23 protein-coding genes are annotated in these 25,972 nt (G+C 65.4%); 13 read left to right on the forward strand and 10 right to left on the reverse strand.

Annotation, left to right across the window (positions count from 1 at the left end; translation table 11 throughout):
• Window positions 1-46 precede the first annotated feature (46 nt).
• From DIE12_RS00685 to DIE12_RS00700, 4 genes are all read left to right on the forward strand, one after another.
• Window positions 47-1,381: a paraquat-inducible protein A gene (locus tag DIE12_RS00685; RefSeq protein ID WP_124519442.1), complete on the forward strand. Its 1,335-nt coding sequence runs from the start codon at window positions 47-49 to the stop codon at window positions 1,379-1,381.
• A gap of 39 nt (window positions 1,382-1,420) precedes the next feature.
• Window positions 1,421-3,016, forward strand: coding sequence for an intermembrane transport protein PqiB (locus DIE12_RS00690; RefSeq protein ID WP_124519443.1), 1,596 nt, complete (start codon window positions 1,421-1,423; stop codon window positions 3,014-3,016).
• Window positions 3,013-3,702, forward strand: a complete 690-nt coding sequence (locus DIE12_RS00695; protein WP_124519444.1) for a membrane integrity-associated transporter subunit PqiC — start codon at window positions 3,013-3,015, stop codon at window positions 3,700-3,702. The genes DIE12_RS00690 and DIE12_RS00695 overlap by 4 nt, the downstream gene beginning before the upstream one ends.
• 81 nt (window positions 3,703-3,783) lie before the next feature.
• On the forward strand, window positions 3,784-4,278 hold the full coding sequence (locus tag DIE12_RS00700; protein ID WP_124519445.1) for a TetR/AcrR family transcriptional regulator: 495 nt from the start codon (window positions 3,784-3,786) through the stop codon (window positions 4,276-4,278).
• Window positions 4,279-4,441: 163 nt separating this feature from the next.
• Here the strand turns inward: DIE12_RS00700 and DIE12_RS00705 are convergent, their stop codons facing one another.
• From DIE12_RS00705 to DIE12_RS00740, 8 genes are all read right to left on the reverse strand, one after another.
• Window positions 4,442-5,167, reverse strand: a complete 726-nt coding sequence (locus tag DIE12_RS00705) for an OmpW family protein (protein ID WP_124519446.1) — start codon at window positions 5,165-5,167, stop codon at window positions 4,442-4,444.
• A gap of 119 nt (window positions 5,168-5,286) precedes the next feature.
• Window positions 5,287-6,342: an amidohydrolase family protein gene (locus DIE12_RS00710; protein ID WP_124519447.1), complete on the reverse strand. Its 1,056-nt coding sequence runs from the start codon at window positions 6,340-6,342 to the stop codon at window positions 5,287-5,289.
• Window positions 6,343-6,420: 78 nt separating this feature from the next.
• Window positions 6,421-7,452, reverse strand: coding sequence for a 4-hydroxy-2-oxovalerate aldolase (dmpG, locus tag DIE12_RS00715; RefSeq protein ID WP_124519448.1), 1,032 nt, complete (start codon window positions 7,450-7,452; stop codon window positions 6,421-6,423).
• Window positions 7,453-7,463: 11 nt separating this feature from the next.
• Complete coding sequence (locus tag DIE12_RS00720) at window positions 7,464-8,411, reverse strand: acetaldehyde dehydrogenase (acetylating) (RefSeq protein ID WP_124519449.1); 948 nt, start codon at window positions 8,409-8,411, stop codon at window positions 7,464-7,466.
• Window positions 8,408-9,208, reverse strand: coding sequence for a 2-keto-4-pentenoate hydratase (locus DIE12_RS00725; protein WP_260428992.1), 801 nt, complete (start codon window positions 9,206-9,208; stop codon window positions 8,408-8,410). Before DIE12_RS00725 ends, DIE12_RS00720 begins: the two co-directional genes overlap by 4 nt.
• Window positions 9,209-9,243: 35 nt before the next feature.
• Window positions 9,244-11,010, reverse strand: coding sequence for a bifunctional 3-(3-hydroxy-phenyl)propionate/3-hydroxycinnamic acid hydroxylase (locus tag DIE12_RS00730; protein WP_124519451.1), 1,767 nt, complete (start codon window positions 11,008-11,010; stop codon window positions 9,244-9,246).
• The gene (locus tag DIE12_RS00735; RefSeq protein WP_124519452.1) at window positions 11,007-12,017 is read right to left on the reverse strand and encodes a VOC family protein; all 1,011 of its coding nucleotides are present in this window, start codon (window positions 12,015-12,017) and stop codon (window positions 11,007-11,009) included. Before DIE12_RS00735 ends, DIE12_RS00730 begins: the two co-directional genes overlap by 4 nt.
• 16 nt (window positions 12,018-12,033) lie before the next feature.
• The gene (locus DIE12_RS00740; RefSeq protein ID WP_260428993.1) at window positions 12,034-12,924 is read right to left on the reverse strand and encodes an alpha/beta fold hydrolase; all 891 of its coding nucleotides are present in this window, start codon (window positions 12,922-12,924) and stop codon (window positions 12,034-12,036) included.
• Window positions 12,925-13,052: 128 nt separating this feature from the next.
• Between DIE12_RS00740 and DIE12_RS00745 the strand changes: the two genes are divergently transcribed.
• Window positions 13,053-13,754 (forward strand): TetR/AcrR family transcriptional regulator, encoded by a 702-nt coding sequence (locus tag DIE12_RS00745; protein ID WP_124519453.1) that lies wholly within the window; start codon window positions 13,053-13,055, stop codon window positions 13,752-13,754.
• Window positions 13,755-13,931: 177 nt separating this feature from the next.
• A complete protein-coding gene (locus DIE12_RS38990; RefSeq protein ID WP_124485069.1) occupies window positions 13,932-14,120 on the forward strand; it encodes an ABC-type transport auxiliary lipoprotein family protein in 189 nt (62 codons plus the stop codon).
• A gap of 213 nt (window positions 14,121-14,333) precedes the next feature.
• Here the strand turns inward: DIE12_RS38990 and DIE12_RS00755 are convergent, their stop codons facing one another.
• Window positions 14,334-15,083 (reverse strand): TetR/AcrR family transcriptional regulator, encoded by a 750-nt coding sequence (locus DIE12_RS00755; RefSeq protein ID WP_124484818.1) that lies wholly within the window; start codon window positions 15,081-15,083, stop codon window positions 14,334-14,336.
• A 149-nt stretch (window positions 15,084-15,232) separates the two neighbouring features.
• On the opposite strand from DIE12_RS00755, the gene DIE12_RS00760 reads away from it, so the two are divergent.
• The 7 genes from DIE12_RS00760 (at window position 15,233) to DIE12_RS00790 (ending at window position 24,374) form a co-directional block, all read left to right on the forward strand.
• The gene (locus DIE12_RS00760) at window positions 15,233-15,541 is read left to right on the forward strand and encodes a hypothetical protein (RefSeq protein WP_124519454.1); all 309 of its coding nucleotides are present in this window, start codon (window positions 15,233-15,235) and stop codon (window positions 15,539-15,541) included.
• Window positions 15,542-15,553: 12 nt separating this feature from the next.
• A complete protein-coding gene (locus DIE12_RS00765; RefSeq protein WP_124519455.1) occupies window positions 15,554-16,624 on the forward strand; it encodes a 2,4,5-trihydroxytoluene oxygenase in 1,071 nt (356 codons plus the stop codon).
• Between the two features lie 36 nt (window positions 16,625-16,660).
• Complete coding sequence (locus DIE12_RS00770) at window positions 16,661-17,617, forward strand: fumarylacetoacetate hydrolase family protein (protein WP_124484821.1); 957 nt, start codon at window positions 16,661-16,663, stop codon at window positions 17,615-17,617.
• Window positions 17,614-19,608 (forward strand): acyl-CoA synthetase, encoded by a 1,995-nt coding sequence (locus DIE12_RS00775; protein ID WP_124519456.1) that lies wholly within the window; start codon window positions 17,614-17,616, stop codon window positions 19,606-19,608. Before DIE12_RS00770 ends, DIE12_RS00775 begins: the two co-directional genes overlap by 4 nt.
• Before the next feature lie 115 nt (window positions 19,609-19,723).
• The gene (locus DIE12_RS00780) at window positions 19,724-20,461 is read left to right on the forward strand and encodes an OmpW family protein (protein WP_124519457.1); all 738 of its coding nucleotides are present in this window, start codon (window positions 19,724-19,726) and stop codon (window positions 20,459-20,461) included.
• Between the two features lie 54 nt (window positions 20,462-20,515).
• Complete coding sequence (locus tag DIE12_RS00785) at window positions 20,516-23,494, forward strand: molybdopterin-dependent oxidoreductase (RefSeq protein WP_124519458.1); 2,979 nt, start codon at window positions 20,516-20,518, stop codon at window positions 23,492-23,494.
• A 10-nt stretch (window positions 23,495-23,504) separates the two neighbouring features.
• A complete protein-coding gene (locus tag DIE12_RS00790; protein WP_124519459.1) occupies window positions 23,505-24,374 on the forward strand; it encodes a 4Fe-4S dicluster domain-containing protein in 870 nt (289 codons plus the stop codon).
• A 139-nt stretch (window positions 24,375-24,513) separates the two neighbouring features.
• Here DIE12_RS00790 and DIE12_RS00795 read toward each other — a convergent pair whose 3' ends face one another.
• The gene (locus DIE12_RS00795) at window positions 24,514-25,959 is read right to left on the reverse strand and encodes an NAD-dependent succinate-semialdehyde dehydrogenase (protein ID WP_124519460.1); all 1,446 of its coding nucleotides are present in this window, start codon (window positions 25,957-25,959) and stop codon (window positions 24,514-24,516) included.
• Window positions 25,960-25,972 lie beyond the last annotated feature (13 nt).

Consider the following 25,972-nt stretch of genomic DNA (forward strand, 5'->3'; position numbering starts at 1 on the left):
GCATCGCGCGGCGCCGGGCCTTCATTACCCGCATGGTTGATTCCCGATGAAATCCGACAACCTGGTCGCCTGCCACGAATGCGACCTGCTGATTCAGCGTCCGCCGCGCCTGCGCGCGCTCACGGCGCACTGCCCGAGATGCCACGCTCGCGTGAGCGGTACGGCGCACGGCCGCCGCTCGCTCGACCGGCTGTGCGCATTGACGGTCGCCGCGCTGGTGACGTGTTGCGTCGCGCAGGCCTTTCCGATCGTCGCGCTCGATGCGGCCGGCATCGCGTCGCATGCGACGCTCGGTGACGCGGTTCGCGCGCTATGGTCGAACGGTCAGCCGCTGGTGGCCGCGCTCGTGTTCTGCACGACGATGCTGTTTCCGATACTGGAGCTCGCCGCGTGGCTGTACCTGCTCGCGCCGTTGCGCGCGGGCCGCGTACCGCGCCACTTCGCGCAAGTGCTGCGCGGCATTCACCGATTGCGGCCGTGGAGCATGGTCGAGGTGCTGATGCTCGGCGTGCTCATCACGATCGTCAAACTGACGAGCCTCGCACACGTGCTTGCCGGGCCCGCGCTATTCGCGTTCGCCGGGCTTACCGTGATGCTCTGCGTGCTGTCGACGATCGAACCGGCCCGACTGTGGGAAGCGCACGACGAACTCGTCGCACTGCGGCCAGGCGATGCCGAGCGTGCGAAACCGCCCCGCCCCGACACGACGCGACATGCGGCGCCCCGGGCCGCGGAAAGCAGCGGATCGGCGGGCATGACGGCCCGCGCCGCGGGATGGATCGCCTGTCACCTCTGCGCGCGCGTGCAGCCGGCTCACACATGCGGCGAGCGCTGCACGCGCTGCGGATCGCCGCTGCACGCGCGCCGTCCGCACAGCATCGCGCGCACGGGCGCGCTCGTCGCTGCCGCTGCGTTGCTCTATATCCCGGCGAACCTGTTGCCCGTCATGCACGCGACCTCGCTCGGCCGGGCCGAGGACGACACGATCCTCGGCGGTGTCGCGTACTTCTGGACGTCCGGCGACTGGGCACTCGCCGTCATCGTGTTCATCGCGAGTGTGCTCGTGCCGATGCTCAAGCTTGCGGCCCTCGCATTCCAGGCGATCGCCGCCCATCGCGGCGTGCGATGGCGGCCGCTCGAACGAGCCCGGCTGCATCGGCTGGTCGAGCGCGTGGGCCGCTGGTCGATGCTCGACGTATTCGTCGTGGCGCTCACGATCGCGCTCGTGCATTTCGGCTCGTTCGCCGACATTACGCCCGGCCCCGGCGCGCTCGCGTTCGGCGCCGTGGTCGTGCTGACCATGTGCGCGTCGATGCAGTTCGATCCGCGGCTCATCTGGGACGGCGCGCCCCGCCCCGCCGCCGCCCATCACCAACCTTGAACCGGCGCAAGCGCCCGCTTTATTTCGAATTCCAAAACGATGTCTTCTTTCGATTTTTCGCCACCCGAGATCCGGCCGCGCAGCCGCTGGATCCCGTCTCTCGTCTGGATCGTGCCGCTCGTGTGCGCGCTGATCGGGCTGTCGCTCGTGATCCGGACCGTCACCGCCAACGGTCCGACGATCACGGTCACGTTCGCCAACGCCGAGGGCCTCGAAGCCGGCAAGACCAAGGTCCGCTACAAGGACGTCGATATCGGCACCGTCCAGACCATCACGCTCACGCCCGACTTCAAGCGCGTGGTCGTCGGCATTCAGCTGACGCACGAGGCCGCGCGCTTCGCGAACCGCGACACGCGCTTCTGGGTCGTTCGACCGCGCGTCGGTGCCACCGGCATTTCCGGCCTCGGCACGCTGCTCTCCGGCGCATTCATCGGCGCGGATCTCGGCCGCTCGCCGCAGAAGCAGACCGATTTCACCGGTCTCGAGACGCCGCCCGCTGTCACCGCGGACCAGCAGGGCCGACGCTTTCTGCTGCACGGCGACTCGCTGGGCTCGGTCGACATCGGCTCGCCGGTGTTCTACCGGCATGTGCAGGTCGGTCAGGTCGTAGGATTCTCGCTCGACAAGGACGGTACGGGCGTCGACGTTCAGGCGTTCGTGAAAGCGCCCTACGACAAGTACGTCAGCGTCAATACGCGCTGGTGGCACGCGAGCGGCGTGGATCTTCGGCTCGATTCGAGCGGCCTGAAACTCAACACGCAGTCGCTGGCGACCGTGATCGTCGGCGGTCTCGCGTTTCAGTCGCCGCCCGGACAAGCGGACGCGCCGCAGGCAGCCGACAACACGCCGTTCCGGCTCGCCCCCGACGAAGCCGACGCGATGCGCGACCCCGACGGCACGCCGCTGATGGTCGTCATGCGCTTCGACCAGTCGCTGCGCGGGCTGTCGGTCGGCGCGCCGGTCGATCTGCGGGGCATCGTGCTCGGTCAGGTCACGAACATCGGGATCGAGTACAACGAACACACGCGCAACTTCAGCATGAAGGTCGCGATGGCGCTGTATCCGTCGCGACTGAGCCGACACAGCGATACGGCGCTGCCCGCGCCCGATACGGCCGGCGGCCACGAACTGCTCCAGCACCTGGTGCTCCAGGGGCTGCGCGGGCAGTTGCGTACCGGCAGCCTGCTGACCGGTCAGCTCTATGTGGCGCTCGACATGTTCCCGAAGGCGCCGCACGCGAGCGTCGACGCGCGCCGCACGCCGGTGGAACTGCCGACCGTGCCCAACACGCTCGACGAACTGCAGGTGCAGATCGCCGACATCGCGCGCAAGCTCGATCAGGTGCCGTTCGACCGGATCGGCAACAATCTGAACGGCGCGCTCGCGCATGCGAACCAGTTGTTCGGTCACCTCGATGAGCAGGTCGTGCCGCAGGCGCGCGACACGCTGGCCGCCGCGCAACGCACGTTCAGCGCGGCAGAGTCGACGTTGGGGCAGAATTCGCCGATGCAGTCGGACGTTCATGAGGCGATGCAGTCGCTCACGCAAACGCTGCAGTCGTTGAATGCGCTTGCGGACTATCTGGAACGTCATCCCGAATCGCTGCTGTTCGGCAAGAAGGGAGACCGGCAATGAAAGCGCGTTCGTTTGGTCGTCTCCGTATGCCGGCGCGCATCGCGACGTGCGTCGCACTCGCGGTGCTGAGCGCGTGCGCGTCGCCGCCGGTGCATTTCCATACCCTCGCGGTGGCGGACGATGCGGGTGCCGAGGCCGCCGCATCGCATCCCGCCTGGCTGATCGACATCCAGGCCGTGCACGTCGCGGCGCCTGCGGACGGCAACCGGCTCGTCGTGCAACGCGGCCCCGATCGGACCGACATCCTGGAGCAGGAGCGCTGGGCCGCGCCGCTCGGCGACGAGATGCGCGGCGGACTGTCGACGCGCGTCGCGTCCCGGCTCGGCACGATCGATGTTCATCGCGTCGCCCACCCGGACGGCGCGCCCGTCTACCGGGTCGCGGTGGACGTCCAGCGAATCGAATCCTGGCCGGCATCGCACGTGCTGCTCGATGCGACATGGAGTGTGAGTTCCGGGTCCGGACAGCCGGCACTGACGTGCCGCAGCATCGTTCGGTCCGGTGCGTCGACGGGCTACGAAGCACTCGTCGACGCGCAGCGTCGCGCGCTCGATGCGCTCGCGCTCGGGATCGCCGCGGGCATTCGCGCGGCGGCCGCGCACGCCGCGCCGCCGGCCGATTGCCGCGCGGGCGCACTCGGGCACCCTGCTGTCGATCGCGGCGCGCCGGACGCGCTCGACGATTGAATCGGCGCCGTGACGACGCGACATTTCCCGCGGCGCGACGTTGCGCCACTTCAATCATTTCCACCGCACGGACAGCACAGGATGAAAACCGCCCGCCTGACCCGCATGCAACGCCGGCTCGACACTCGCGAGCGGCTCGTCGCCGCCGCTCGCGAATGCTTCATCGCGAAGGGCTTCGCCGACACGACTGTCGAACATATCGTCGAGCGCGCGGGTTACACGCGCGGCGCGTTCTATGCGAACTTCGGGCACAAGCGCGAGCTGTTGATCGAGATCCTGCGTCGCGACCGCCCGAAATTACTGGCGAAAATGCGGCCGGCAACGCATGAGCACCGAGGCTCCCGCACCGCCGGCTCCGCGGACATCGCCGCCGGCTGGGAATGTTTCCCGCTGTGGGTCGAGGTGCACCTGTACGCGCTGCGCGATGCCGGGATCCGGCAGATCGTCGACCGGCTGCACGCCGAGCCGGCGCCGCCGGCTGCGGCAAGCGGTGCGGCGGACACCTCGGAGCGCATGCCATCGTCGGCCGAATGGGCGGCAGTGCTCGGCGTTGCGCTGATGCGTGCCGGTGCATAGTACTCAGGTTATGACGAGCCGACGCAAGACACCGTGATGCGCGCCGTTCGGGCGGCCGCCCGGTCCATCAATCCGACCGTCCCGAACGACTATCCGCACAATGGCGGACGCCGGCCTTCCGCAAAGGCTGGCTGTCGAATGGGCGCCGGCCGCTTGATCCCGTTCAGAACCGATACCCGACCGACACGAAAGTCGTGATCGGATCGATCTTGATCCGCGTCGAACTGGTCACGGTTCCGACCGCGGATCGCGTGCTCAGGTCGGCTTTCGTCGACAGCCACACGTAGGCGACCGACACGCCGACCGACCAGTGCGGATCGATGTTGTACGTGAGCCCGGCGTTGACGATCGGCGCAAAGGAATGGCTCAGCGCCACCGACGTGGGGCCCTCCAGGCGATTGCCGAGCGTCGGCGAATACAGGAATGCGCCGCTCGCGACCTTGTCGCTCAGCTGTACGTCCCTGAACCATACATAGGTGAGGCCCGCGCCGACGTATGGCCGAAACCGGGCCGACGGTTCGCCGAAATGATATTGCGCGAGAATCGCCGGGCTCCATGCGCGAGCCGTCCCCAGTTCGCCGAGCGACGACAGGGAGCCCGTGCCGCTCAGATGCAATTTCGGCGGAATGCCCAGGATCGTCTCGACTGCGACGTGATCCGTGACGAAATAGGTCGCCGTCAGCGCGAACGTATCGGTATCGGCCACGCTCGCGCCGCTACCCGCCACCGTGCCCGAGCGCCCGAGCGCGTTGACCGTCAGCGGCTCGCTCGAATCCTGCGGCGCCATGTGCAGCCATCCGGCGTTCATGACCCACTGACCGGCCGATTGTGCGCGGGCGCACGACATCGCCGCGATCGACAGAAGAATTGCCGCGCTCGTATGCTTCATGGTGTCTCCGATTGTTGTGATGTGCAGGATGGCGCCGCCGGGGAACGGCGGCATGCGTCGCCGCCGGACGGAGGTCATCCGCCCGGCATGCGCGTCCAGGGTTCCGGACGAAACGGGATTCAGCGGTCTCTGAGCCGGTCGATCAACCGGACGCCCGCGCCGGCAGCCGCACGCCTGAGCGACGCCAGCGGGCCGTCCTCGGGCGAGGGCGTACCGGCGACACGCTCCGCGCCGCCGGCAAAACGCGGGAACAGGCGCAATGCGTTGCCGCGCTCGATGCCGGCGCGCGCGTCGGTATCCCAAACGGGTGATCGTTCGAGCGTGTCGCGCTGCATGGCGGTGACCGGTGCCGGCGCGAACGGGAAATCGCTGCCGAAGAGGATCTGCGTCGGCTCGACCAGTTCGCGCAATGCGGCCTGCGGATACGCGGCTGGCGACAATGCCGTGTCGAAGTGGAATCGACGAATGGTCGTGAGCACGCCGTCCGGTACCGCAGCAAGGTATTCCGGCATCAGGTTGGCCAGCGACACGCGCCACGCGACGTAAGGCAGGAATCCGCCCGCATGCGCGAGAATCCAGCGAATGTTCGGGTAACGCGCCAGCGTCCCCGTCAGCAGCAGATTGACCGCCGCGCGCGTCGTGTCGCACAGGAATTCGATCAGGAATCCCGGCGCACCCAGCCCGAGCGCCTCGCTTGTCCGATGCAGGTTCGGATGCACGAACACGACGGCCTGCCGGCGATCGAGTTCGGCCATCAATTCGTCGAATTCCGGCGCGCCGAGAAACTTTCCTTCCGTACTGCCGAGCAGCACGACGCCGTCCGCCTTCAGCACGTCGAGCGCATGAACGGCTTCCGCGCAGGCCAGTTCGGTAAACGGCATCGGCAGAACCGCGAACGAACCGAAGCGGCCGGGATACGCATCGCAGAGCTGCGCCGAATATTCGTTACATTGACGTGCGAGCGTGCGCGCCTCTTCGACATCGCCGAAATACACGCCCGGCGCCGAGATCGACAGCAGTGCCGCCTGAATCCCGTTCACGTTCATCACGTCGAGCGACGCTTGCGCATGCCATTCCGGCAACGCCGCGCTGGCGACCTTATGTATGCCATGCCTGGACATTGCGTCGCGATAGGCCGGCGGAACGAAATGATGATGGACGTCGATTCGGTGCACGATCTGCTCCGGCGCGAAACATTGATATGGATAGCAAAATATTATTCAGGTGCGTCTTCGCGCAAAACGAATCGGTCGCTACGTCGCATGCCCGGATGCGGCCCGTGCGTTCGACAGATCCAGCGCAACATCGACGATCATGTCTTCCTGCCCACCCACCATGCCGCGTCGCCCCAGCTCGACGAGGATATCGACCGTGCCGAGGCCATACTTTCGGGCGGCCAGTTCGGCATGGCGCAGGAAGCTGGAGTACACCCCGGCATAACCGAGCGCGAGCGTTTCGCGGTCGACGCGCACCGGGCGATCCTGCAGCGGCCGAACGATTTCGTCCGCCGCATCCATCAGCCGGTACAGATCCGTACCGTGACGCCAACCAAGGCGCTCGGCCGCCGCGATGAATACCTCGAGCGGCGCGTTCCCAGCCCCGGCCCCCATCCCCGCCAGGCTCGCGTCGACGCGATCGCAGCCCTCCTCGACGGCGACGATCGAGTTCGCCACACCGAGACTCAGGTTGTGATGCGCGTGAATGCCAACCTCCGTTTCCGGTTTCAGCACGTCCTTGAACGCGCGGACGCGATCGCGCACGTCGTTCATGTTCATCGCGCCGCCGGAATCCACGACGTAGCAGCACGTCGCGCCATAGCTTTCCATCTGCTTCGCCTGCTCGGCGAGCCCGACGGGCGTGTGCATGTGACTCATCATCAGGAAGCCCACGGCCTCCATGCCGAGCTCACGCGCGGATTCGATGTGTTGGCGGGAAATGTCGGCTTCCGTGCAATGCGTGGCGACCCGCACGATGCGTGCGCCAGCGTCGTACGCGGCGCGCAGATCGTGCACGGTGCCGATACCGGGCAGCAGGAGCGTGGCGACCTTCGCGTGGGTGACGGCACCGGCGACCGCTTCGATCCATTCGACATCCGTGTGTGCGCCGAAACCGTAGTTGAAGCTGCCGCCCTGCAGGCCGTCGCCATGCGCGACTTCGATCGAATCGACCCGCGCAGCGTCGAGCGCCATGGCGATTTGCCGCGCCTGCGCGATGCTGTACTGGTGGCGAATCGCGTGGCTGCCGTCGCGCAATGTCACGTCGGAGATGTAAATCTTCTTGTCCATGGTCGGGAATCTCACGTTGCGTCGCGCAGCATGCGGGCGGCGACCCGTTCGGCCATCGCCATGGCTGCGCTCGTCATGATGTCGAGGTTGCCGGCGTAGGCGGGCAGGTAGTGGGCCGCCCCCTCGACTTCGAGGAAGATCGAAGTCTTGAGGCCCGACATGCGTTCGCCGACGCCCGGAATGCGGATCGGCCGATCGGATTCGATGCGATCGAACTGCACGCGCTGTTTCAGGCGATAGCCCGGCACGTACGACTGCACCGCTTCCACCATTCGCGCGACGGAGGCTTCTATGCGTGCTTCGTCGGCGAAATCGCTGAAGGCGTACACCGTATCGCGCATCATGAGCGGCGGCTCGGCCGGATTGAGTACGATGATGGCCTTGCCTCTCGCGGCGCCACCGACCGTTTCGATCGCGCGCGCCGTCGTTTCGGTGAATTCGTCGATATTGGCGCGGGTACCCGGCCCTGCGCTCCTGCTCGAGATCGATGCGACGATCTCGCCGTAGTGAACGTTGGCGACCTGCGACACCGCCGCGATCATCGGGATCGTCGCCTGTCCTCCGCACGTCACCATGTTGACGTTGGGCGCATCCAGATGGCGCTCGCCGTTCACCACCGGTACGCAGTACGGGCCGATAGCCGCCGGCGTCAGGTCGACCATGCGGATGCCGGGTTTGAGCGCACGCAGGAGCGCATCGTTGTGCGCGTGGGCCGACGCCGACGTCGCGTCGAACACGATGTCGATGTCGTCGAAGCCAGGCATCCGCGCAAGCCCTTCGACGCCTTCGTGCGTCGTGGCGACACCCATCCGGGCCGCACGCCGCAGCCCGTCCGACGCCGGGTCGATGCCGACCATCGCGCCCATCTCGATGTGTTCGCCGTGCCGCAGGATCTTGATCATCAGATCCGTGCCGATGTTGCCGCTGCCGACGATACCGACCTTGAGTTTCCTGCTCATCGCGACGCTCCTTCGCGCAGGCGGCAATGCACGCTGCCGAGCGCGCCGATCTGCGCGCGAATGACGTCCCCGCTCGCCACCGCCACCATCGGGCCGAGCGCGCCGGACAGGATCACGTCGCCCTCGCGCAGCCTCTGTCCGTGACGCGCGATCGTGCAGGCGAGCCAGTAAACCGCGCGCAACGGATGGCCGAGACAGGCGGCGCCGACACCCGTCGATACCACTGCATCCTGTTTCGTCATCGTCATTCCCAGTTCGCCGAGCGAAAGCCGGCCGAGTGCAATGGGCTGATGACCGAGCACGTATGCGCCGCACGACGCGTTGTCGGCAACGGTGTCCTCGAGCGTGATCCGCCAATCGGCGATTGCGCTGTCGACGATCTCGAGCGCCGGCAGCGCATAGGCCAGCGATGACAGTACGCGGCCATAGCTCGGCGCGTCGTCGTCGAGATCGCGCCCGACGACGAATGCGATCTCGGCCTCGATCTTCGGTTGCAGCAGGCGATTCATCGGCACATCGTCGCCGTCGAGATGCGCCATGTCGTCGAACAGCACGCCGAAGTCGGGCTGATCGACACCGAGTTGCCGCTGCACCGCGCGCGACGTCAAGCCGATTTTCCTGCCGACGATGCGCGCGCCGGCGGCGATCCGTGCCGCCGTGTTCGTTTCGGCCACCGCATACGCGGCAGCGACCCCGGCAATGCCGAACCGCTCGGCAATCGGTTCGATCGGGATGCGCGTCGCGCGCGCACCGCGCAGCGCGTCGGCGGCGGCATGAATACGGGAGTTATCGGGCAATGGACACATGATCGGCGGATTGAGAGAGTCGGAATTCAGGCGGCCCTGGCGAGCGACGATGCCTCGGCCGGCACGGCCGCGCGGGTGCCGCTGCGGGTGTTCGGCACACCGAGCTGGTCGCGCAGGCGCGCCACGGCGCGTTCGAGTTCGGTCACGGGTACGACGGCGAATACGAACCGGTCCGGCCGCAGGATCGCCACGGCCTTGTCGCGAAACCCGGCCTTCGCGAACCACGCGATCATGTTGCCGTCGATGTCCTCGACCTCGGTCGTGCCGCCGTTGCGGTTGTCGCGTTCGACGCCTTCGAGCCCTTGCGGACGCCCGCCGTACGGATAGAGCGTGACGTACCGTACCGACAATGCCTGCAGCGCTTCGGCGGACGCATCGTCCAGATACCGGGAGGGATCGACGTTCAGGCCGACGAGCGAAAACCCGCGCCCGAGCACGTCGTCCATCCGTTGCCTCGCGCCGTCGAACCGGCGCACGTCGGGTTGCGGGGCGAGCGCGCCCTCCGGGCCGTTGCGGCGCCGCCGCGGCAAGCCGACGTACGCGTTCTTTTTATAGACCGGCGCCGGCTTGAAGCCCCCCTCCTGGAACCAGCGCTTGAGCGGAGGGATCATCCGGATGACCGCGAGCGAGGTGTCGCGCACGAGCGTGCCCAGCGGATTGCGCACGGACACGACGTTCTTGAGCAGCACGGACACGTCGATCATCGCCTTGGCGTGCGCGTGGCGCTCTGACTGATAGGTGTCCAGCAGTGCGTCGTCGGCGGCGCCGCGCAGCACGAGGTCGAGCTTCCATCCGAGGTTGTACGCATCGCGCACACCGGAACTGGCCCCCTGCCCCATGAACTGCGGCGTCATGTGTGCCGCGTCGCCCGCGAGCAGCACGCGGCCGACCCGCCATTTGGCCGCGATCAGCGCGTTGAACGTATAGACGAGCTTGCGCTTGACGACGAACTGGTCCGGATCGACGAACCGGGACAGGTACGCGCGCACCGTCTCCGGCCGTTCCATGTTCTCTTTCGTTTCACCGGGCATCAGCATGAATTCGAAGCGGTGGAACTTGTCGGGCTGAACGCAGCTCACGACCGGCAGCTTCGGGTCGACGACGAAATTGAAGTACGGCAGGTGACGCAGCGCGTCGGTACCCGGCTTGCGCTCGATGTCCACGACGAGCCACGGCTCGGGAAAGCTCTTGCCGGCCATGTCGATGCCGAGCCGCGTGCGAACGATGCTGCGCCCGCCGTCCGCGCCGACCATGTACCGCGCCCGCAACGACCGCACGTCGGGATCGTTGTTCATGCTCGTGCGTGCATCCGTCGCATCGCTGAAGCGCGCTTCACGCGTGGCCTGGTGCACGATGCCGACGCCGTCGGCGTCCTGCGAGAAATCGACGACTTCGCGCCCGCGCCGGATCGTGACGTTCGGATAGCGCGACAGCGTGTCCGACAGCGTCGTTTCGAGATACGGCTGGTAGAAGAAGTTGATGATCGGCCAGCCGAGCGGCCGCTTGCGCGGCATGTATTGCGTGATCGGCGTGCCGTCGGGGCGCACGAGCTGCACCGGCGTTTCCATCATCATCCGTGCCTGCAATTCGTCGGCTACCGCCAGATGCTGGAAGATCCGCATGCATTCGTCGTCGGTATAAACAGCGCGGGCATTGCCGTAAAACACCGGCTCGCGCTCGAGCACCACGACGCGATGGCCAGCCTGGCCGAGCAGGTGCGCAAGCACGAGGCCGGTCGGTCCGAGCCCCACGATCGCGACGTCGCACGCATCGTCCTGATGCACTGCGTTCATGTTTGGTCTCCCTGGATGATGAATTCCGGATGCAGCAGCGATGCGAACGCGCGCCGGGCACGGCCCAGCCGGCCGCGCAAGGTCAGGTTCTCCGGGCGATGGCCCCACAGGCTGATCCCCTGGTAGGTCGTCGTGCGCCACGCGCGCTCGTCCACCACGATCGGGTTCCAGCCCAGTTCGATCTCGAAGCCCGACGGTGTCCGAACGTAGAACGACAGCTCGCGGTCGTTCGGATGCTGGCCGATCGCATTGGCGATCGGGTATCCCATCGACCGGCATCGCAAGTAGGCCTGAGTCACGTCGTCCAGCGATACGCACTGAAGATTCAGGTGGTGGATCTGCGTGCGCAGCGGATTCATACGGATGCCGCGCGTCGACGCAGTTGCAAGCGAATGGTGGCGCTCGTTCAGTCGAAGAAACGCGAAGTCGAGATTCAGGCCGTCGATCTTGTCCTCGATCTCGTCCGACAAGCGTGCGTCGAACACCTTCTTCCAGAACGCCTGCATCGCTTCCGGCCGACGCGTGGTGATCGCGACGTGCCCCAGGCCGGATGCGCCGGTCACGAATCCGCTCGCCTTCATCTGCAATGGCGAATCGCTCAGCACCGCATCGGTGAACAGCTCGGTGCGCAGCCGCTTCGGTCCGGTGAAGTACCAGAATCGCTGCACGCCTCGCAGCGCGGCTTCATTCGCGCTGCCCTGCCGGACATCGATGCCGAGCGCGGACAGCCGCGCGAGCACGAGCTGCAACGCCGCGTCATCGGCCAGTTGCCAGCCGATCGCGGTGACGTCTTCCGCTTGCCCCTCGTGGATAATCAATCGGCGCTGGTGCGCATCGATCCGACACGCGAGCACCGTGCGTAGCGGACGATCCGCATGCAGCCCGAGCCCCTCGGTAACGAATGTGCTCCATGCGTCCAGGCGGACGGACTGGATCAGCAAATAGCCGAGATGCACGCGACCGAACAAGCTGTCGGGCGCGGCCGGCGAACTGGCGATGGTAGGCATGGCGACGCGCTCCGGATCAGACGCGGCGGACGACGCGCGCGTCAACGCGGTCCTCGGCCAGAAACGCCACGACCATCGCGTTGAATTCGTCGGCGCGCTCCCACTGCACCCAGTGGCCGGTCTTGCTGAACAGGTGCACGTCGCAGTTCGGCATGCGCCGCTGCAGCGAGCGTGCGCCGCTTGGTCGATTGACCTTGTCCTCCGTTCCCCACAGCACGAGCGTCGGATTCTGTACGGCGGCCAGGCGCGGATCGCGCGTGAAATCGAGATTCCTGAAATTCGGAATGCCTTTGGGCCCGAGCAACGGCGGGCTGGCGACGACCTCCGGATCGATGCTGGACTGAAAGCGCTCCTGGAGCGTCGCATCGGATACCAGGCTGCCGTCGTAGACGAGGTCGCCCCGGATGAACGCCGCGAGCTTTTGCAGTGTCGGGCCTTCGCCCTTGTAATAGTTCAGCAGACGTTTGAGGCCGGGCGTGGGCAATGCGCGCGTCGTGTCCACGCCGCCGGGCCCCATCAGCACGAGGCGTCCCACCGCGGCCGGACGCTCGATCGCCATGCGCAACGCACATGCCCCGCCGAGCGAGTTGCCGAGGACGTGCGCGCGCTCGATGCGCAACGCATCGAGCATGCCGAGCATGCTCGCCGCCAGGTCGCCGAACGGATCGCCGCGATCCAGCCCCTTCGTCGATTTGCCGTAGCCCGGCATGTCGGGCACGACGACCCGGTGGACGCATGCGAGCGCGCCGACATTGCGGGCGTAATTGGACATGCCGGAAGCGCCGGGGCCGCCGCCGTGGAGCATGAGCACCACCGGACCCTCGCCTGCTTCGGTAAAGGAAATGGTCCGCGCACCGACCCGAACGGTACGTTGAATCATTGCGTGAGTCATGGACGGGGCATTCACGGCGTGGTCGCTCCAGACGGTTGATCGAACTTGCTTGGTGTTAATAATGAGATAGTTGTCATCATGACAATATTCTCGTTTTCACCTAGCGTCTCGGAGCGCCTGCTGCGTCGCCTTATAATTCCGCCATGAATGAAACGACCGTTGACCATCGGACCCGTGTGGCGGCAGAGCGTCGCGAGCGCATGCGTGCCCGGCTGATCGAAAGTGCGATGCTGGTGTTCGCGGAAAAAGGCGTCGGCGCAAGCGTCATCCAGGACGTCATTGCGGCCGCGGACGTATCACAGGGCACGTTCTACAAGTACTTCCGCACCAACGAGGATCTGCTCGCGGCAGTGACGCAGGAGCTGAACGACGAGTTGCTGCGCCTGATCGAAACGGAAGTCCACGGCTATGGGGATCCGGCGCTGCGCATCGCGTGCGGTGTGCGCATGTTCCTGCACGCCGCGCGCGCGTATCCGCTGCTGGCGCGCTTCATTTGCGCGGCCGGCCTGCATTCGGCGGGGCCGAGCAGCCTGATTTACGTGTTCCTGCCACCCCACATCGAACAGGGGCTGGCGCTGGGACGTTTCAGCGATGTCGGCGTCGGAACCGCACTCGACGTGATCGCCGGAACCTCACTCGCGACGATCCTCAGAATCACCAACGAAGGCCCGCAAAACGTCGTTCCGGAGCCCGTGGTCGCAGCAATTCTGCGCGCACTGGGCGTCGGGCACCTCGAGGCGGAAAAGTTGGTCGAAACGGCATTGCCGCCGATTGAAACGCCCGTTGCATCACTGCTCGAACGCGGACAGGCACGGATGCAGGCCCAGGCGCAGCCCGCGATCTGACCGTTTCGGGAATGCCCGGTCCGGCACGAAGCGTCATGCTCGATGACGATCGCCGGGCCTCAGCCGTCGGCGACGAGTTTCGCGGTACGCCTTCAGTCCTGGTAACGCGCCGGTCGAGCGCGATCGACGTGCATTGTGTCCGGCACGACGAGGACCTTCCCTGTATAGCGTGTTGCCATCTCGATTCGGCGATGCCAATCGTCGCCAGGTTCGCAGGTCCTGCTTGATGCGAGATGGAGCGCGCGCCAGGCGCACGACCGGCAAACGCCGACTTGCCACGGCGAGATCCGGGAAAACGCTCAAAAGACAGCGATACGCTCGTCGGTAGTCACCGTCCGGCACTGCAAGAAACTGCGTGTGAGGTAGTCGTCGGTATTCGCGGGATAGTCGCGAAGCAGGTCTTTCATGCGACGCCCGCGTGGGTTGCGTCCGAAATGATGCCCACGACATCGCCGCGCGCTATTCCACTTCGACAAGCGCCGGCTGAACAGCGCAGGCGTCGCATCGCCCCCCGTCAGCTGACGGGTACCGCACGAGCGCTCGGGGTGGCTTGGCCGCCGCCTGCGTCACCCCATTACGTCACTGCGCCGTCTCGGCCGCATCCACAACGGGCAGCGGCCGGCTTGCGATCTTCTCGGCTTCCGCACGCTTGAGCCCCAGCGTATGTAGCAGCGTCGCCGCCGTGCGTTCCGGAAAATGCTCTCCGTTGAAGCCGAGTTCCTTCAGGACACCGGCAGCCGGTGCGCCCGGAGCGACGAAGTTGAGTTCGGCGGCAATCGCGGTCAGCACCGTACCGCCAACCGAAAGGAAGCCGACGAATGGGTCGGCGACCACGAAGCGTTTCTCGGCGATACCGCGCTCCATGTCCCGCAGCAGGCGTTGACCCAGGCCAAGCGTCAGGACGCGCGCCGAAAAGCCCTCGCGTATCAGGAAGTGTCCCCACACCGGCTCGCGCCGCGCGCGCATCAGCGTATGTCGCACCGAGACGGAAATGATCTCCGCCGGGTCGGACAAGCCGCTGGCCAGGCGATCGAGCGAATCCGCGAACTCCTCGAATACCGATTCCACGAGGGTCGCGTAGATCGCCTCCTTCGATTCGAAGTGGTTGTAGAACGAGCCGAAGCCGACGTCGGCGGCCTCGGTGATTTCGTTGATGGCAACGCCTTCCATGCCCTTCTCGGCCATCAGCCTGAGGGCGGCATCCAGCAGGCGGGCACGGGTCTCCCGCTTGCGGCGCGCGCCACGCGGCTCGCGCTCTTCGGCGACCGCGGGACTGGATGCTTCCGGAGCGGAGCGCTTTGGTGTCCGGCGGCTCGGTGTATTCGTCATGACGTTTTCGATCCTTGTTCGTGCCCAAGTATAGATTCAAATGTCTACATTGACAAAGTCATCATCTATGATTTTAATGTCATCAAGGACGGCAGAACACGGCCTCGAGAACCGATCGAACGACGAATGGAGATACGGTGGAGACACACATGCACACGGGCGCCAGCGCGTCCATTCACAACAGCTCGCACGCGTCGCCGAAGTGCGGGCTGCCTTCGATGCTCGGCGTATTGATCGCAGGATTCACGCCGGTCGGCGCCGCATCGGGCCATTTTTCGGCCAGTCACGGCGCCGGCGGCGAGGCGCGCCGCTCCCATGCGAAATCGACGAGCGACCTCGCGACATTCATGGTCCGGCCAGTGATGTCCTGCGACGGTGAGATTGCATGCCCGCCGTTGCGCGGCAAGCCCCTCGATGCGACGGCGCCCGCCTTCGCGATTGTCATTCGACCTGCCTGATTGTCATCCGCCATGAAACTGACCACCACACAACCGGCTCGCCACCCGCACCCCACAACGAAGGCATCGGCGCTCGCCTATCTGATCTTCGATCGCCCCGATCTCGACGAAGCAGAGCACTTTCTCAACGACTTCGGTCTCCGAACGGTGCTGCGGGATGACACGCAATTGCTGCTGCGCGGAACCGGCAGCGCACACTTCTGTTATGTCGTTCGCCACGCGCCGAAGGCCCGCTTCGTAGGCTTCGGATTGCAGGTCGACAGTCGTGCCGATCTCGAGGCGCTCGCCAAAATCCCTGGCGCGTCGGAGATCGAGGCATCGGATTGGCCAGGCGGCGGCCTCCGGGTGCGGCTCGCCGATCCTTCGGGTTTTCGGGTCGACGCGATTGCCGGCCAGACCCGGGCCGACACGTTGCCGCACCGTGCCGCGCTTTCATTCAACTCGGTCGACACGCCGTTGCGGATCAACGAAACGCAGCGGCCGCCGGCGAGCGCGCCCGAGGTCATTCGGCTCGGACACGTCGTGCTCGAGCTCGCCGACTACCAGGAAACCTGCGCGTGGTACACGCGGCATTTCGGGTTCATCCCCAGCGATGTCCAGGTGCTGCCGGACGGCTCACCCGCGGTTGCCTTCATGCGGCTCGATCTCGGCGACCGGCCGGCCGACCACCATACGCTCGCGCTCGCCCAGGGGTTCGTGCCGACTTATAGCCATAGCGCGTACGAACTGGTCGACGCCGATGCCGTCGGCATGGGCCAGCGCATGCTGCACGACAACGGATGGGCACACGCGTGGGGCATCGGCCGGCACATTCTCGGCAGCCAGATCTTCGACTATTGGCAGGACCCGTGGGGCGACAAGCACGAACACTATTGCGACGGCGACCTGTTCACGGCCGACGAGCCGACGGGCGTGCACGCGGTCAGTCGCGAAGCGATGGCGCAGTGGGGCCCGACGATGCCGCGCAGCTTCACGAAGCCCCGGCTCACGCCGTCGAGCCTTGCGGCGCTGTTCCGCAACCTGCGCCGCAGCCCCGATCTGACGGTCAGCAAGCTGCTGACCCTGGCGAAGCTGTTCGCCTGATCCCCAACCGCCCATTCGACTCACGAGAGATCATTCATGTCACTGCATGTCCTGCACTTCCGGCATCATGGCCGCGCCCAATGGGGTGTGGTCGCCAACGGCGCCGTCACGCCGATTCCCGGCGACTTCGAGACAACCGCGAGCTTTCTCGCGGCGAATCCGGTTGAACGACTCGTCTCGCTCGACGGACCGACGATTCCGGAGTCGGACGTGGAGTGGCTGCCACCGGTGACCGCCAACCAGCAGTTCGTTTGCCAGGGGGCGAATTACCGTCGGCACATGATCGAATCCGGCATGGATCCGGACGCGAAAAAATTCAACATGATCTTCACGAAGGCGACGAGTTGCATCGTCGCCGCCGACTCACGAGTCGTGAAACCCCGGCACGTCCGGTTTCTCGACTACGAAATCGAGCTCGGCCTCATCCTCAAACGCGACATCACGTCTCATCAGCAGATCACGGACGCGAACCTGCACGACTATGTCGCCGGCACCGTGATCGTCAACGACTATTCCGCGCGCGATGTCCAGATCCCGCAGATGCAGTTCTACAAGGGCAAGAGCTTCCGGACGTTCGGCCCGGTCGGCCCCTATCTGTGCCTGCTCGAGCGGCATGACTTCCCGAAGCTGAAGACGCTCGACCTGACGTTGACCGTCAACGGCGCGGTGCGCCAGCAGGACTCGACATCGAACCTCGTCTACGGTCCGGCGGAAACGTTGACCGAGTTGTCGGGCGTGCACGACCTTCACGCCGGCGACCTGCTCGCGACCGGCACGCCGGCCGGCTGCGCACTCAGCATCCCGTCGCCGCTCAAGCAGCGGGCCGTCGCGCTTTTCCCCGAATCCGTCAAATGGAAGATGTTCATGAAGGTGCAGGCGGGGCGAGCGCAGTATCTGAAGGCCGGAGACATCGTCGAAGCCCGGATCGCGAGCCGCGACGGAACGATCGACCTGGGCGTGCAACGTAACGAGATCGTGGACGAAGCAGCATGAACGGCATCGCGACCCAAGACGACGTGCTGGCGATCGAAGCGCCGGGCCTTCCGCCGGACCTTCCGGCCAGCACGTACGAGATGATCTGCGCCGGTGCGGCCATCGATCCGTCCGCCCCCGCCCTCTCCTTTTTCATGACCGCCGACGCGCACCGCGACGCCGAGTGCTGGACCTATCGCGAGCTGGTCCGTGACATCACGCGCACGGCCAACATGTTCGCGCGCCTCGGTGTGAATTCGCAGTCGGTGATCGCTTATGTGCTGCCCAATCTTCCCGAAACGCATTTCGTGATCTGGGGCGGACAGGCAACCGGCATCGTATGCGCGATCAATCCGCTGCTTGAAGGCGAAGCGATCGGTCAGCTGCTCAAAGCCGCCGGCGCCAGCGTGCTCGTGACGCTCGCGCCATTTCCCGGGACCGATCTCTGGCAAAAGGTCGCGGACATCCTTCATGAGGTCGAGCCGCTGCGGCATCTCGTGCTGGTCAACCTGGCTGATCGCGTGCGGGGCATGGCGCAGTCGGCGGCACGCACGCTCCAGCACGACGCGTGTGCGCAGTTGTACGGCGCTGGCGGTTTGCGCAGCGCCGTGCCTGCGCACATCCAGATCCACGACTTCGGTACGGCAATCGCGCAGGAATCCGGTACGGCGCTCGACAGTGCGCGCCGCATTCGACCCGGCGACATGTCCTCTTACTTCTGTACCGGTGGAACCACCGGGTTGCCGAAAATCGCGATGCGCAGTCACGGCAACGAAGTGGCGAATGCCTGGAGCGCCGGCCGGTTCTTCGGCGACAGTATCGGCCCCGGCAAAACGACTTTTTGCGGCTTGCCGCTCTTTCACGTCAACGCCGCGATGGTGACCGGCCTCCTGCCATTCTCGCGCGGTGCCCATGTCGTGCTCGGCACACCGCAGGGTTACCGGGGCGACGGCGTCGTCAAACGCTTCTGGGAAATCGTCGAACATCACCACATCAATTTCTTCAGTGGCGTCCCGACGCTTTATGCTTCGCTGCTCGACATTCCCTCCGAGGATCATGTCATCGACTCGCTCGAATACGGCCTGTGCGGTGCCGCGCCGATGCCGGTCGGCGTCTTCAGGTCCTTCCAGGAAAAAACGGGCATCCGGATTCTCGAAGGTTACGGCCTGACCGAAGGAACGTGCGTGAGCAGCGTCAACCCGCCGAACGGCGAGCGTCGGCTGGGATCAATCGGGCTTCGCATCCCCTTCCAGGCGATGAAGGCGGTCGTCGTGGACGATGCGGGACGGTATCTGCGCGACTGCGCAGCCAACGAAGAGGGGTTGCTCGTCATCTCCGGGCCGAACGTGTTCACCGGCTACACGCGTCCCGACCAGAACGAGGCCCTGTGGCTCGATCTCGGCGACGGCAAGCGCTGGCTCAACACGGGCGACCTCGGCCGCTGCGACATCGACGGTTACTTCTGGCTGACCGGCCGCAAGAAGGAGTTGATCATCCGCGGCGGACACAATATCGACCCGGCGACGATCGAGGAACCGCTGCATCGACACCCGGCAGTCCAGATCGCAGCGGCGATCGGGCGCCCCGATGCCTATGCCGGCGAGCTGCCGGTCGCGTATGTTCAGCTCAAGCCGGGCATGACGGCTAGCGAACACGATCTGGAAGTGTTCATGCAGCAGGAGATCGCGGAACGCGCCGCCCTGCCGAAGCACGTCCGAATCGTCGAGGCGATCCCGCTCACCGGCGTCGGCAAGATATTCAAACCCGAACTCAAGCGCCGCGAGACGAGTGACGCACTCCGCGCGGCATTGGACCAGGGCGGAGCGCCCGGCGCATCAGTCGACGTCTCGACCAGTGATTCCGGCGGAATGTCGGTCTCGGTCGAGCTGAGCAATCCCGGGCTCGAGACTGCCGCGCGCTTCGTGCTGGGGCGTTTTCCGTTTGCGTTTTCGATCTCGTTCGCAGCGGAACCCATTCGGTCGTCCGGTCCGGCAGCAACAGATCTGCGGTGACGGAGGCGCGTGACTAGCCGCGACAACACAAATTCCGAGAGCGGTTTGTCACTATCAATAAGGTATCCAAATCAACTGTAGTTATTTAATCGGACCGAGACAGAGGAGACGCAAAATGAAATTGAGGCGAACGACGAGTTTCGCAGGTGCAATGGTTTGCATCTGCACGGCTGCACTTGCCGACAACGCAGATGCGCAGACGGCCGGAAGCATCACTACGTCGGTTGGATGGCTGCACGTCGCGCCCCAGGGCGACGCGACGCCCCTGACCGTGCAAAGTATCGGCGGCGTAACGGTGAATCAGCAAATGGGTGGTACCGGGGCGCATGCCAGCTCGACGGATACGATGGGCATCACCACCGAGTACTACGTCACCGACAACATTGGTGTCGCCATGCTGTTCGGACTGCCACTGACAGTCAATCTTGTCGGTGACGGGACGTTGCAGAAGTACGGAACCCTCGGCACGACAAGGCCGATGCCGCCCGCCGTCGAACTTCGATATCACCTGTTTTCAGCTGAATCGAAATTCCGTCCGTACGTAGGACTTGGCGTCAACTACACGTGGTTCACCCAGGTTCGGGCGACCAATCGCCAGTTCGTCACCGACAGCTTCGGGCCGGGCGGCTCGGCGCGCGCGACACTCAGTTCATCGTGGAACCCGGTGTTCGAGCTCGGGGCGAGTTACGCGATGACCAAACATTGGTCGGTCGGTGCTTCCGTCGGCTACATGCCGGTGAAGACCCACCTCACGTTATACGGACAGACCGCAACCGGCACGCAGATCGTTTCCACATCGACGCTCCGACTCAATCCCGTCAACGTCTTCCTGAACGTCGCTTACACGTTCTAGCGGGTGCGTCCCGATGCCAGCCCCCCGCATGGAAGCAACACTTTGGATCGAACGATGAAACGACAGGCTCTCAAGACCATTCTTTTTGCATTGCCCAAGGTTCTGGACCTGACGGCGCGCCGCTTCCCCGCCTACCGCGATCGCCTCAAGGAGCGCAATCTCGTCGCGTGGATCGGGCTCATGGATCAAAGCATCGGTCGCGCCATCGAGTTCAGGAATGGCCGCATTCGGTCGCGCGCCGGCAAGCATGCGCGGCCCGATGTGCGCATGGCCTTCAAGGACGTCGCCACCGCCCTGAAGTTCCTTTCCCCGAACCCGGACCAGGGCGAGATCGTCCACGCCGCCAAGAACTTCAAGGTGGTCACCGAGGGCGAGGACGAACTGCTGGTCTGGCTCATGCAAACCCTGAGCATGACGCGCACGGTCGGCCTGACGATGGGCACGCCCATGCGCGACGGCACCCGACGCTACACCACCTGCACCAATGGCGGCCCCCTGTTCGTCTACGTCAAGGATGGCCGCATCGTCCGCGTGACGCCCATCGAGCTGGACGATACGGATGCGTCAAGCTGGGTGATCGAGGCACGTGGACGCCGCTTCAGCCCGCCACGGCGCGGACTGGTCGCGCCCCACGCGTTGACCCTCAAGTCGCTGGTCTACTCCGACAAGCGCATCCTTCACCCGATGAAACGGGTCGACTTCGACCCGGACGGCGAGCGCAATCCGCAGAACCGGGGCAAGTCCGGCTATGTGCGTATCAGCTGGGACGAGGCCCTGGACATCGTCGCCAAGGAGATCAACCGGCAGAAGCGTGTTCACGGCCCCGGTTCCATCACGTTCCCGATGTCGTCCCACCACCAGTGGGGCAACGTCGGCTACTACCTCAGCGCGCTGACGCGCTTCGCCAACCTGATCGGCTTCACCCGGGTTGCCGCGAATCCGGACAGCTGGGAAGGCTGGTACTGGGGCGCCATGCATCATTTCGGCAACTCGATGCGCGTCGGCGTGCCCTCCGGCTACGGGGGCCTCGAGGACGGTCTCAAGGAAGCCGAAATGATCGTGTTCTGGTCCTGCGACCCCGAAAGTACCAACGGAGCCTACGCAGGATTCGAGGGAACCCCGCGCCGCCTGTGGGCCAAGGAACTCGGCATCGAGTTCGTTCACATCGACCCGCACTGCAATCCCACCGCACAGCTACTGGGCGGGCGCTGGATCCCGATCCGGCCGCAAACCGATGCTGCCCTGGCAACCGCCATCATGTACGTCTGGACCGTGGAGGGCCTGTACGACAAGGATTACGTCGCGACGCGCACGACCGGTTTCGACGATTGGAAAGCCTACCTGCTGGGCGAAACCGACGGTACCCCCAAGACGCCCGAGTGGCAGGAGAGCGAGACCGGCGTGCCGGCCAAGGACGCCCGTGCGCTTGCGCGCCTGTGGGGGAAGAAGAAGGTGCATCTCGCCGTCGGGATGACCGGCGCGGGATTCGGCGGCGCGGGCCGCGGGGCGACCGGCGCGCAATGGGCGCGCTGCATGATCATGATGATGTCCATGCAGGGCTGGGGCAAGCCGGGGGTGAATTTCGGCTGCCTCGAAATCGGCGTCCCGCACGATCTCCAGTTCTACTTCCCCGGCTACGCGGATGGCGGCATTTCAGGCGACCTGGCGTGGACCGCCAATGCGGTGGACAACTACCAGCGCATGCCGCATATCCTGACCATGAATCCCGTCAAGCAAATGGTGCCGCGACAGCAGATGCCCGATGCGATCCTCAACGGTCACGCCACCGGTTATCTCTGGGACGGCATGTCCCAGGAAGCCCAGTTTGCGCCGTTCACCTACCCGATGCCCGGCTATTCGCCGATCCACATGATCTATCGCTACGGCGGATCCGCGTTCAGCACCGTGACGAATTCCGGACGCTGGACGCAGGCCTACCGGCACTCGAGCATCGAGTTCGTCGTCAATCAGTCGATCTGGATGGAGGGCGAAGCCCAGTTCGCCGACATCATCCTGCCCGCGTGCACTTCGCTGGAGCGTTGGGACATCGGAGAATGGGCGAATTCGGGCGGCTACGCCCACCACGGGTATGGCACGGTCAACCATCGCATGCTGACGCTGCAGCACAAGTGCATCGAACCCCTGGGCGAGTCCCGCTCCGACTACGACATTTTCACTGCCATCCTGACCCGGTTGGGCCTAGGTGGCATTTTCACCGAAGGCTGCGGGGATCTCGACTGGGTCAAGCGCGTCTTCGACTCGTCGGATCTGCCCGATCACATTTCGTGGCGCGAATTTTGCCGCAAGGGCTATTTCGTCGTGCCGCCCGAAAAGCCCGAACTGCGCCATCCCGTGGACATGCGTTGGTATGCGGAAGACAGGAAGAAGGACCTGCCGGAACCTCATCCGCTGCCGTCACAGTTCTCGGAGCGGTTCGGCAAGGGCCTGCAGACGCCGAGCGGCAAGCTGGAGTTCGTGCCCGAGTTGCTGAAGCGGCACACCGCGGACAATCCGGAGCGCCCCCCGCTCAACCGATATATCCCCTCCTGGGAGGGGTTGCGCTCGGACCTGGCCCGGCGCTACCCGCTGCAACTGGTCGCCACCCACAGCCGCTACAGCTTTCATACCCACGGTGACGGAAAGAATTCTGCCGTGAACGGCATCGACGATCATCGCGCGCTGATCGCGGGGCACCGGTTCTGGCTGCTGAGGCTCAACCCGGCAGACGCCGCTGTTCGATGCATCGCCCATCGCGATCTCGTCAAAGTACACAACGACCGCGGCGCCGTGATCTGTGCGGCCGATGTCTCGCCCCTGGTGAACGCTGGAGTCGTGAAATCCTACGAGGCAAGCGCTGAATTTCAGCTGATCGAAATCGATGGCGAGCAAGTCGAGATCGGCGGCTGCATGAACATGCTGACCCCCGACCGGCCTCAGACCGCCGGCACCAGCAGCATGAGCCCGAATTCCTGCCTGGTGCAGGTCGAGAAATGGCGCGGTGCCGAGGCATTCATGCTCGGTCGCGCAGCGTGAGGAATGTCAAATGAGCAAGTGGAACCTGATCATCAACGTCGGCCGTTGCGAGAACTGCCAGAACTGCGTGATCGCCGCGCGGGACGAGCACGTCGGCAATGACTTCCCCGGCTACGCGGCACCCGCTTCGGCCAGTGCCGAGAGCCCCATCCGCATCCTGCGTCGTGTACAGGGTGCTTCGCACATGATCGAGACCACTTATCTGCCGGTCATGTGCAACCACTGCGACGACGCGCCCTGCATGCGTGTGGGCGGCAGCGCCATTCGCAAGCGCGCCGACGGCATCGTCATCATCGATCCGGACAAGGCGCGAGGCCGAAAGGACATCGTCAAGGCGTGCCCTTATAAGGCGATCGTCTGGAACGAAGAACTGCAACTGCCCCAGATCTGGATCTTCGATGCGCATTTGCTCGACCAGGGCTGGTCCCGCCCGCGTTGTCAGCAGTCGTGCCCCACCGATGTCTTCGAGACGGTCAAGCTCGATGACACGGCGATGGCCGACAAGGCCAGGCGCGAGGGACTCAAGGTATTGCGACCCAACCTGAGCACGAAGCCCCGCGTGTGGTATAGCGGCCTCGAACGGTGGGAAACGTGCTTCGTCGGCGGAAGTGTCAGTGCTCAGGCAGGAGACGTGGTCGAGTGTGTCACGGATGCGGTCGTCGTCTTATATGCAGGTAATCGGCAGGTGGCCGAAACCGTCTCGGACGGCTTCGGCGATTTCCGGTTCGACGGCCTGGCCAGGGGCAGCGGCCTCTACAGAGTCCAAATCCGGCATGCCCGCGGCAATGCCTGGCGCGAGTGCAGATTGGGCGACAGCGCCTACCTGGGCGAGATCAGGCTCAGTCAATCGACAAACGCCGTGGCGATGGAGTGCTCGTGATCCGGGCGAGACTGGACGCCACGGTGACCGACGGTGAACGAATCAGAAAAAACAAGGCCGGGCAGAACACCCGGCTCTCGGCAACGCCATGCCGCGTGCGCACCGCGCAAACGGCGGCACGCACGCGACCACCCGGTCATCAGACCGCCATCACCGTCACCGACTTCGTGACGAGATACGGCTCCAGCGCTTCCGGCCCGCCTTCCGACCCGTAGCCCGAATCCTTCACGCCGCCGAACGGCATTTCCGGCCACGGCGTCGCCGGCTGGTTGATCCACAGCATCCCGACTTCGAGGCGCTGCGTCAGCAGGTGCACGTTCGCGAACGAACGCGTGAACGCATAGCCGGCCAGCCCGAACGGCAGGCGATTGGCTTCGGCGATCGCATCCTCGAGCTTGTCGAAACCGCGGATCGCCGCGACCGGGCCGAACGGCTCGTTGTTGAACACGTCCGCTTCGAGCGGCACGTTCGCGATCACGGTCGGCGCGAAGAAGTTGCCTTCCGAGCCGATCCGTTCGCCGCCCGTCTCGATGCTCGCGCCGACCTTGCGCGCGTTCTCGACGACCGACGCCATCGCGGTCAGCCGGCGCGGGTTCGCCAGCGCGCCGAGCGTCGTGCCTTCCTCGAGGCCGTTGCCGACCTTCAGCCCCTGCGCATGCGCGACCAGCGCACGCGTGAATTCGTCGCGGATGCTGTTGTGCACGAGGAAACGCGTCGGCGAGATGCACACCTGGCCCGCGTTGCGGAACTTCGCGCCACCGGCGGCCTTCACCGCCAGCGCGACGTCCGCGTCCTCGGCGACGATCACCGGCGCGTGGCCGCCCAGCTCCATCGTCGCGCGCTTCATGTGCTGGCCCGCGAGCGCCGCGAGTTGCTTGCCGACCGGCGTCGAGCCCGTGAACGTCACCTTGCGGATCACCGGATGCGGAATCAGGTACGACGAGATTTCCGCCGGATCGCCGTACACGAGACCGATCACACCGGCCGGCACGCCCGCGTCGACGAACGCGCGCAGCAGCGCGGCCGGCGATGCCGGGGTTTCTTCCGGCGCCTTCACGAGGAACGAACAGCCGGTCGCCAGCGCGGCGCTCAGCTTGCGCACGACCTGGTTGACCGGGAAATTCCACGGCGTGAACGCCGCGACCGGTCCGACCGGCTCCTTCACGACGGTCTGCTGCGCGCCGAGATTGCGCGGCGGCACGATCCGGCCATAGACGCGGCGGCCTTCGTCCGCGAACCATTCGATGATGTCGGCGGCCGACAGCACTTCCACACGCGCTTCCGTCAGCGGCTTGCCCTGCTCCTGCGTCATCAGCTGCGCGATCGTGTCGGCGCGCTCGCGCACCAGCGCGGCCGCCTTGCGCATCGTCGCCGCGCGCTCGTGCGCGGGCACCTTGCGCCATGCTTCGAAACCGCGCTGCGCCGCGGCCAGCGCGCGATCGAGATCGGCGATGCCCGCGTGGGCCACCTTGCCGATCGCCTTGCCCGTCGCCGGGTTCACGACGTCGATCGTCTTGCCGCTCGCGGCGTCGACCCACTCGCCGTCGATCAGCAGTTGCGTATCCGTATAAGTCACGTTAGCCATCCAGACACCCCAG

Source organism: Burkholderia sp. Bp9015 (assembly GCF_003853505.1).
GTDB lineage: Bacteria > Pseudomonadota > Gammaproteobacteria > Burkholderiales > Burkholderiaceae > Burkholderia.

Coding starts and splice junctions, on each gene's coding strand:
- DIE12_RS00685 (WP_124519442.1), top strand. CDS start 47: ATGAAATCCGACAACCTGGTCGCCTGCCACGAATGCGACCTGCTGATT.
- DIE12_RS00690 (WP_124519443.1), top strand. CDS start 1,421: ATGTCTTCTTTCGATTTTTCGCCACCCGAGATCCGGCCGCGCAGCCGC.
- DIE12_RS00695 (WP_124519444.1), top strand. CDS start 3,013: ATGAAAGCGCGTTCGTTTGGTCGTCTCCGTATGCCGGCGCGCATCGCG.
- DIE12_RS00700 (WP_124519445.1), top strand. CDS start 3,784: ATGAAAACCGCCCGCCTGACCCGCATGCAACGCCGGCTCGACACTCGC.
- DIE12_RS00705 (WP_124519446.1), bottom strand. CDS start 5,167: ATGAAGCATACGAGCGCGGCAATTCTTCTGTCGATCGCGGCGATGTCG.
- dmpG (WP_124519448.1), bottom strand. CDS start 7,452: ATGGACAAGAAGATTTACATCTCCGACGTGACATTGCGCGACGGCAGC.
- DIE12_RS00720 (WP_124519449.1), bottom strand. CDS start 8,411: ATGAGCAGGAAACTCAAGGTCGGTATCGTCGGCAGCGGCAACATCGGC.
- DIE12_RS00730 (WP_124519451.1), bottom strand. CDS start 11,010: ATGAACGCAGTGCATCAGGACGATGCGTGCGACGTCGCGATCGTGGGG.
- DIE12_RS00735 (WP_124519452.1), bottom strand. CDS start 12,017: ATGCCTACCATCGCCAGTTCGCCGGCCGCGCCCGACAGCTTGTTCGGT.
- DIE12_RS00745 (WP_124519453.1), top strand. CDS start 13,053: ATGAATGAAACGACCGTTGACCATCGGACCCGTGTGGCGGCAGAGCGT.
- DIE12_RS00755 (WP_124484818.1), bottom strand. CDS start 15,083: ATGACGAATACACCGAGCCGCCGGACACCAAAGCGCTCCGCTCCGGAA.
- DIE12_RS00760 (WP_124519454.1), top strand. CDS start 15,233: ATGCACACGGGCGCCAGCGCGTCCATTCACAACAGCTCGCACGCGTCG.
- DIE12_RS00765 (WP_124519455.1), top strand. CDS start 15,554: ATGAAACTGACCACCACACAACCGGCTCGCCACCCGCACCCCACAACG.
- DIE12_RS00770 (WP_124484821.1), top strand. CDS start 16,661: ATGTCACTGCATGTCCTGCACTTCCGGCATCATGGCCGCGCCCAATGG.
- DIE12_RS00775 (WP_124519456.1), top strand. CDS start 17,614: ATGAACGGCATCGCGACCCAAGACGACGTGCTGGCGATCGAAGCGCCG.
- DIE12_RS00780 (WP_124519457.1), top strand. CDS start 19,724: ATGAAATTGAGGCGAACGACGAGTTTCGCAGGTGCAATGGTTTGCATC.
- DIE12_RS00785 (WP_124519458.1), top strand. CDS start 20,516: ATGAAACGACAGGCTCTCAAGACCATTCTTTTTGCATTGCCCAAGGTT.
- DIE12_RS00790 (WP_124519459.1), top strand. CDS start 23,505: ATGAGCAAGTGGAACCTGATCATCAACGTCGGCCGTTGCGAGAACTGC.
- DIE12_RS00795 (WP_124519460.1), bottom strand. CDS start 25,959: ATGGCTAACGTGACTTATACGGATACGCAACTGCTGATCGACGGCGAG.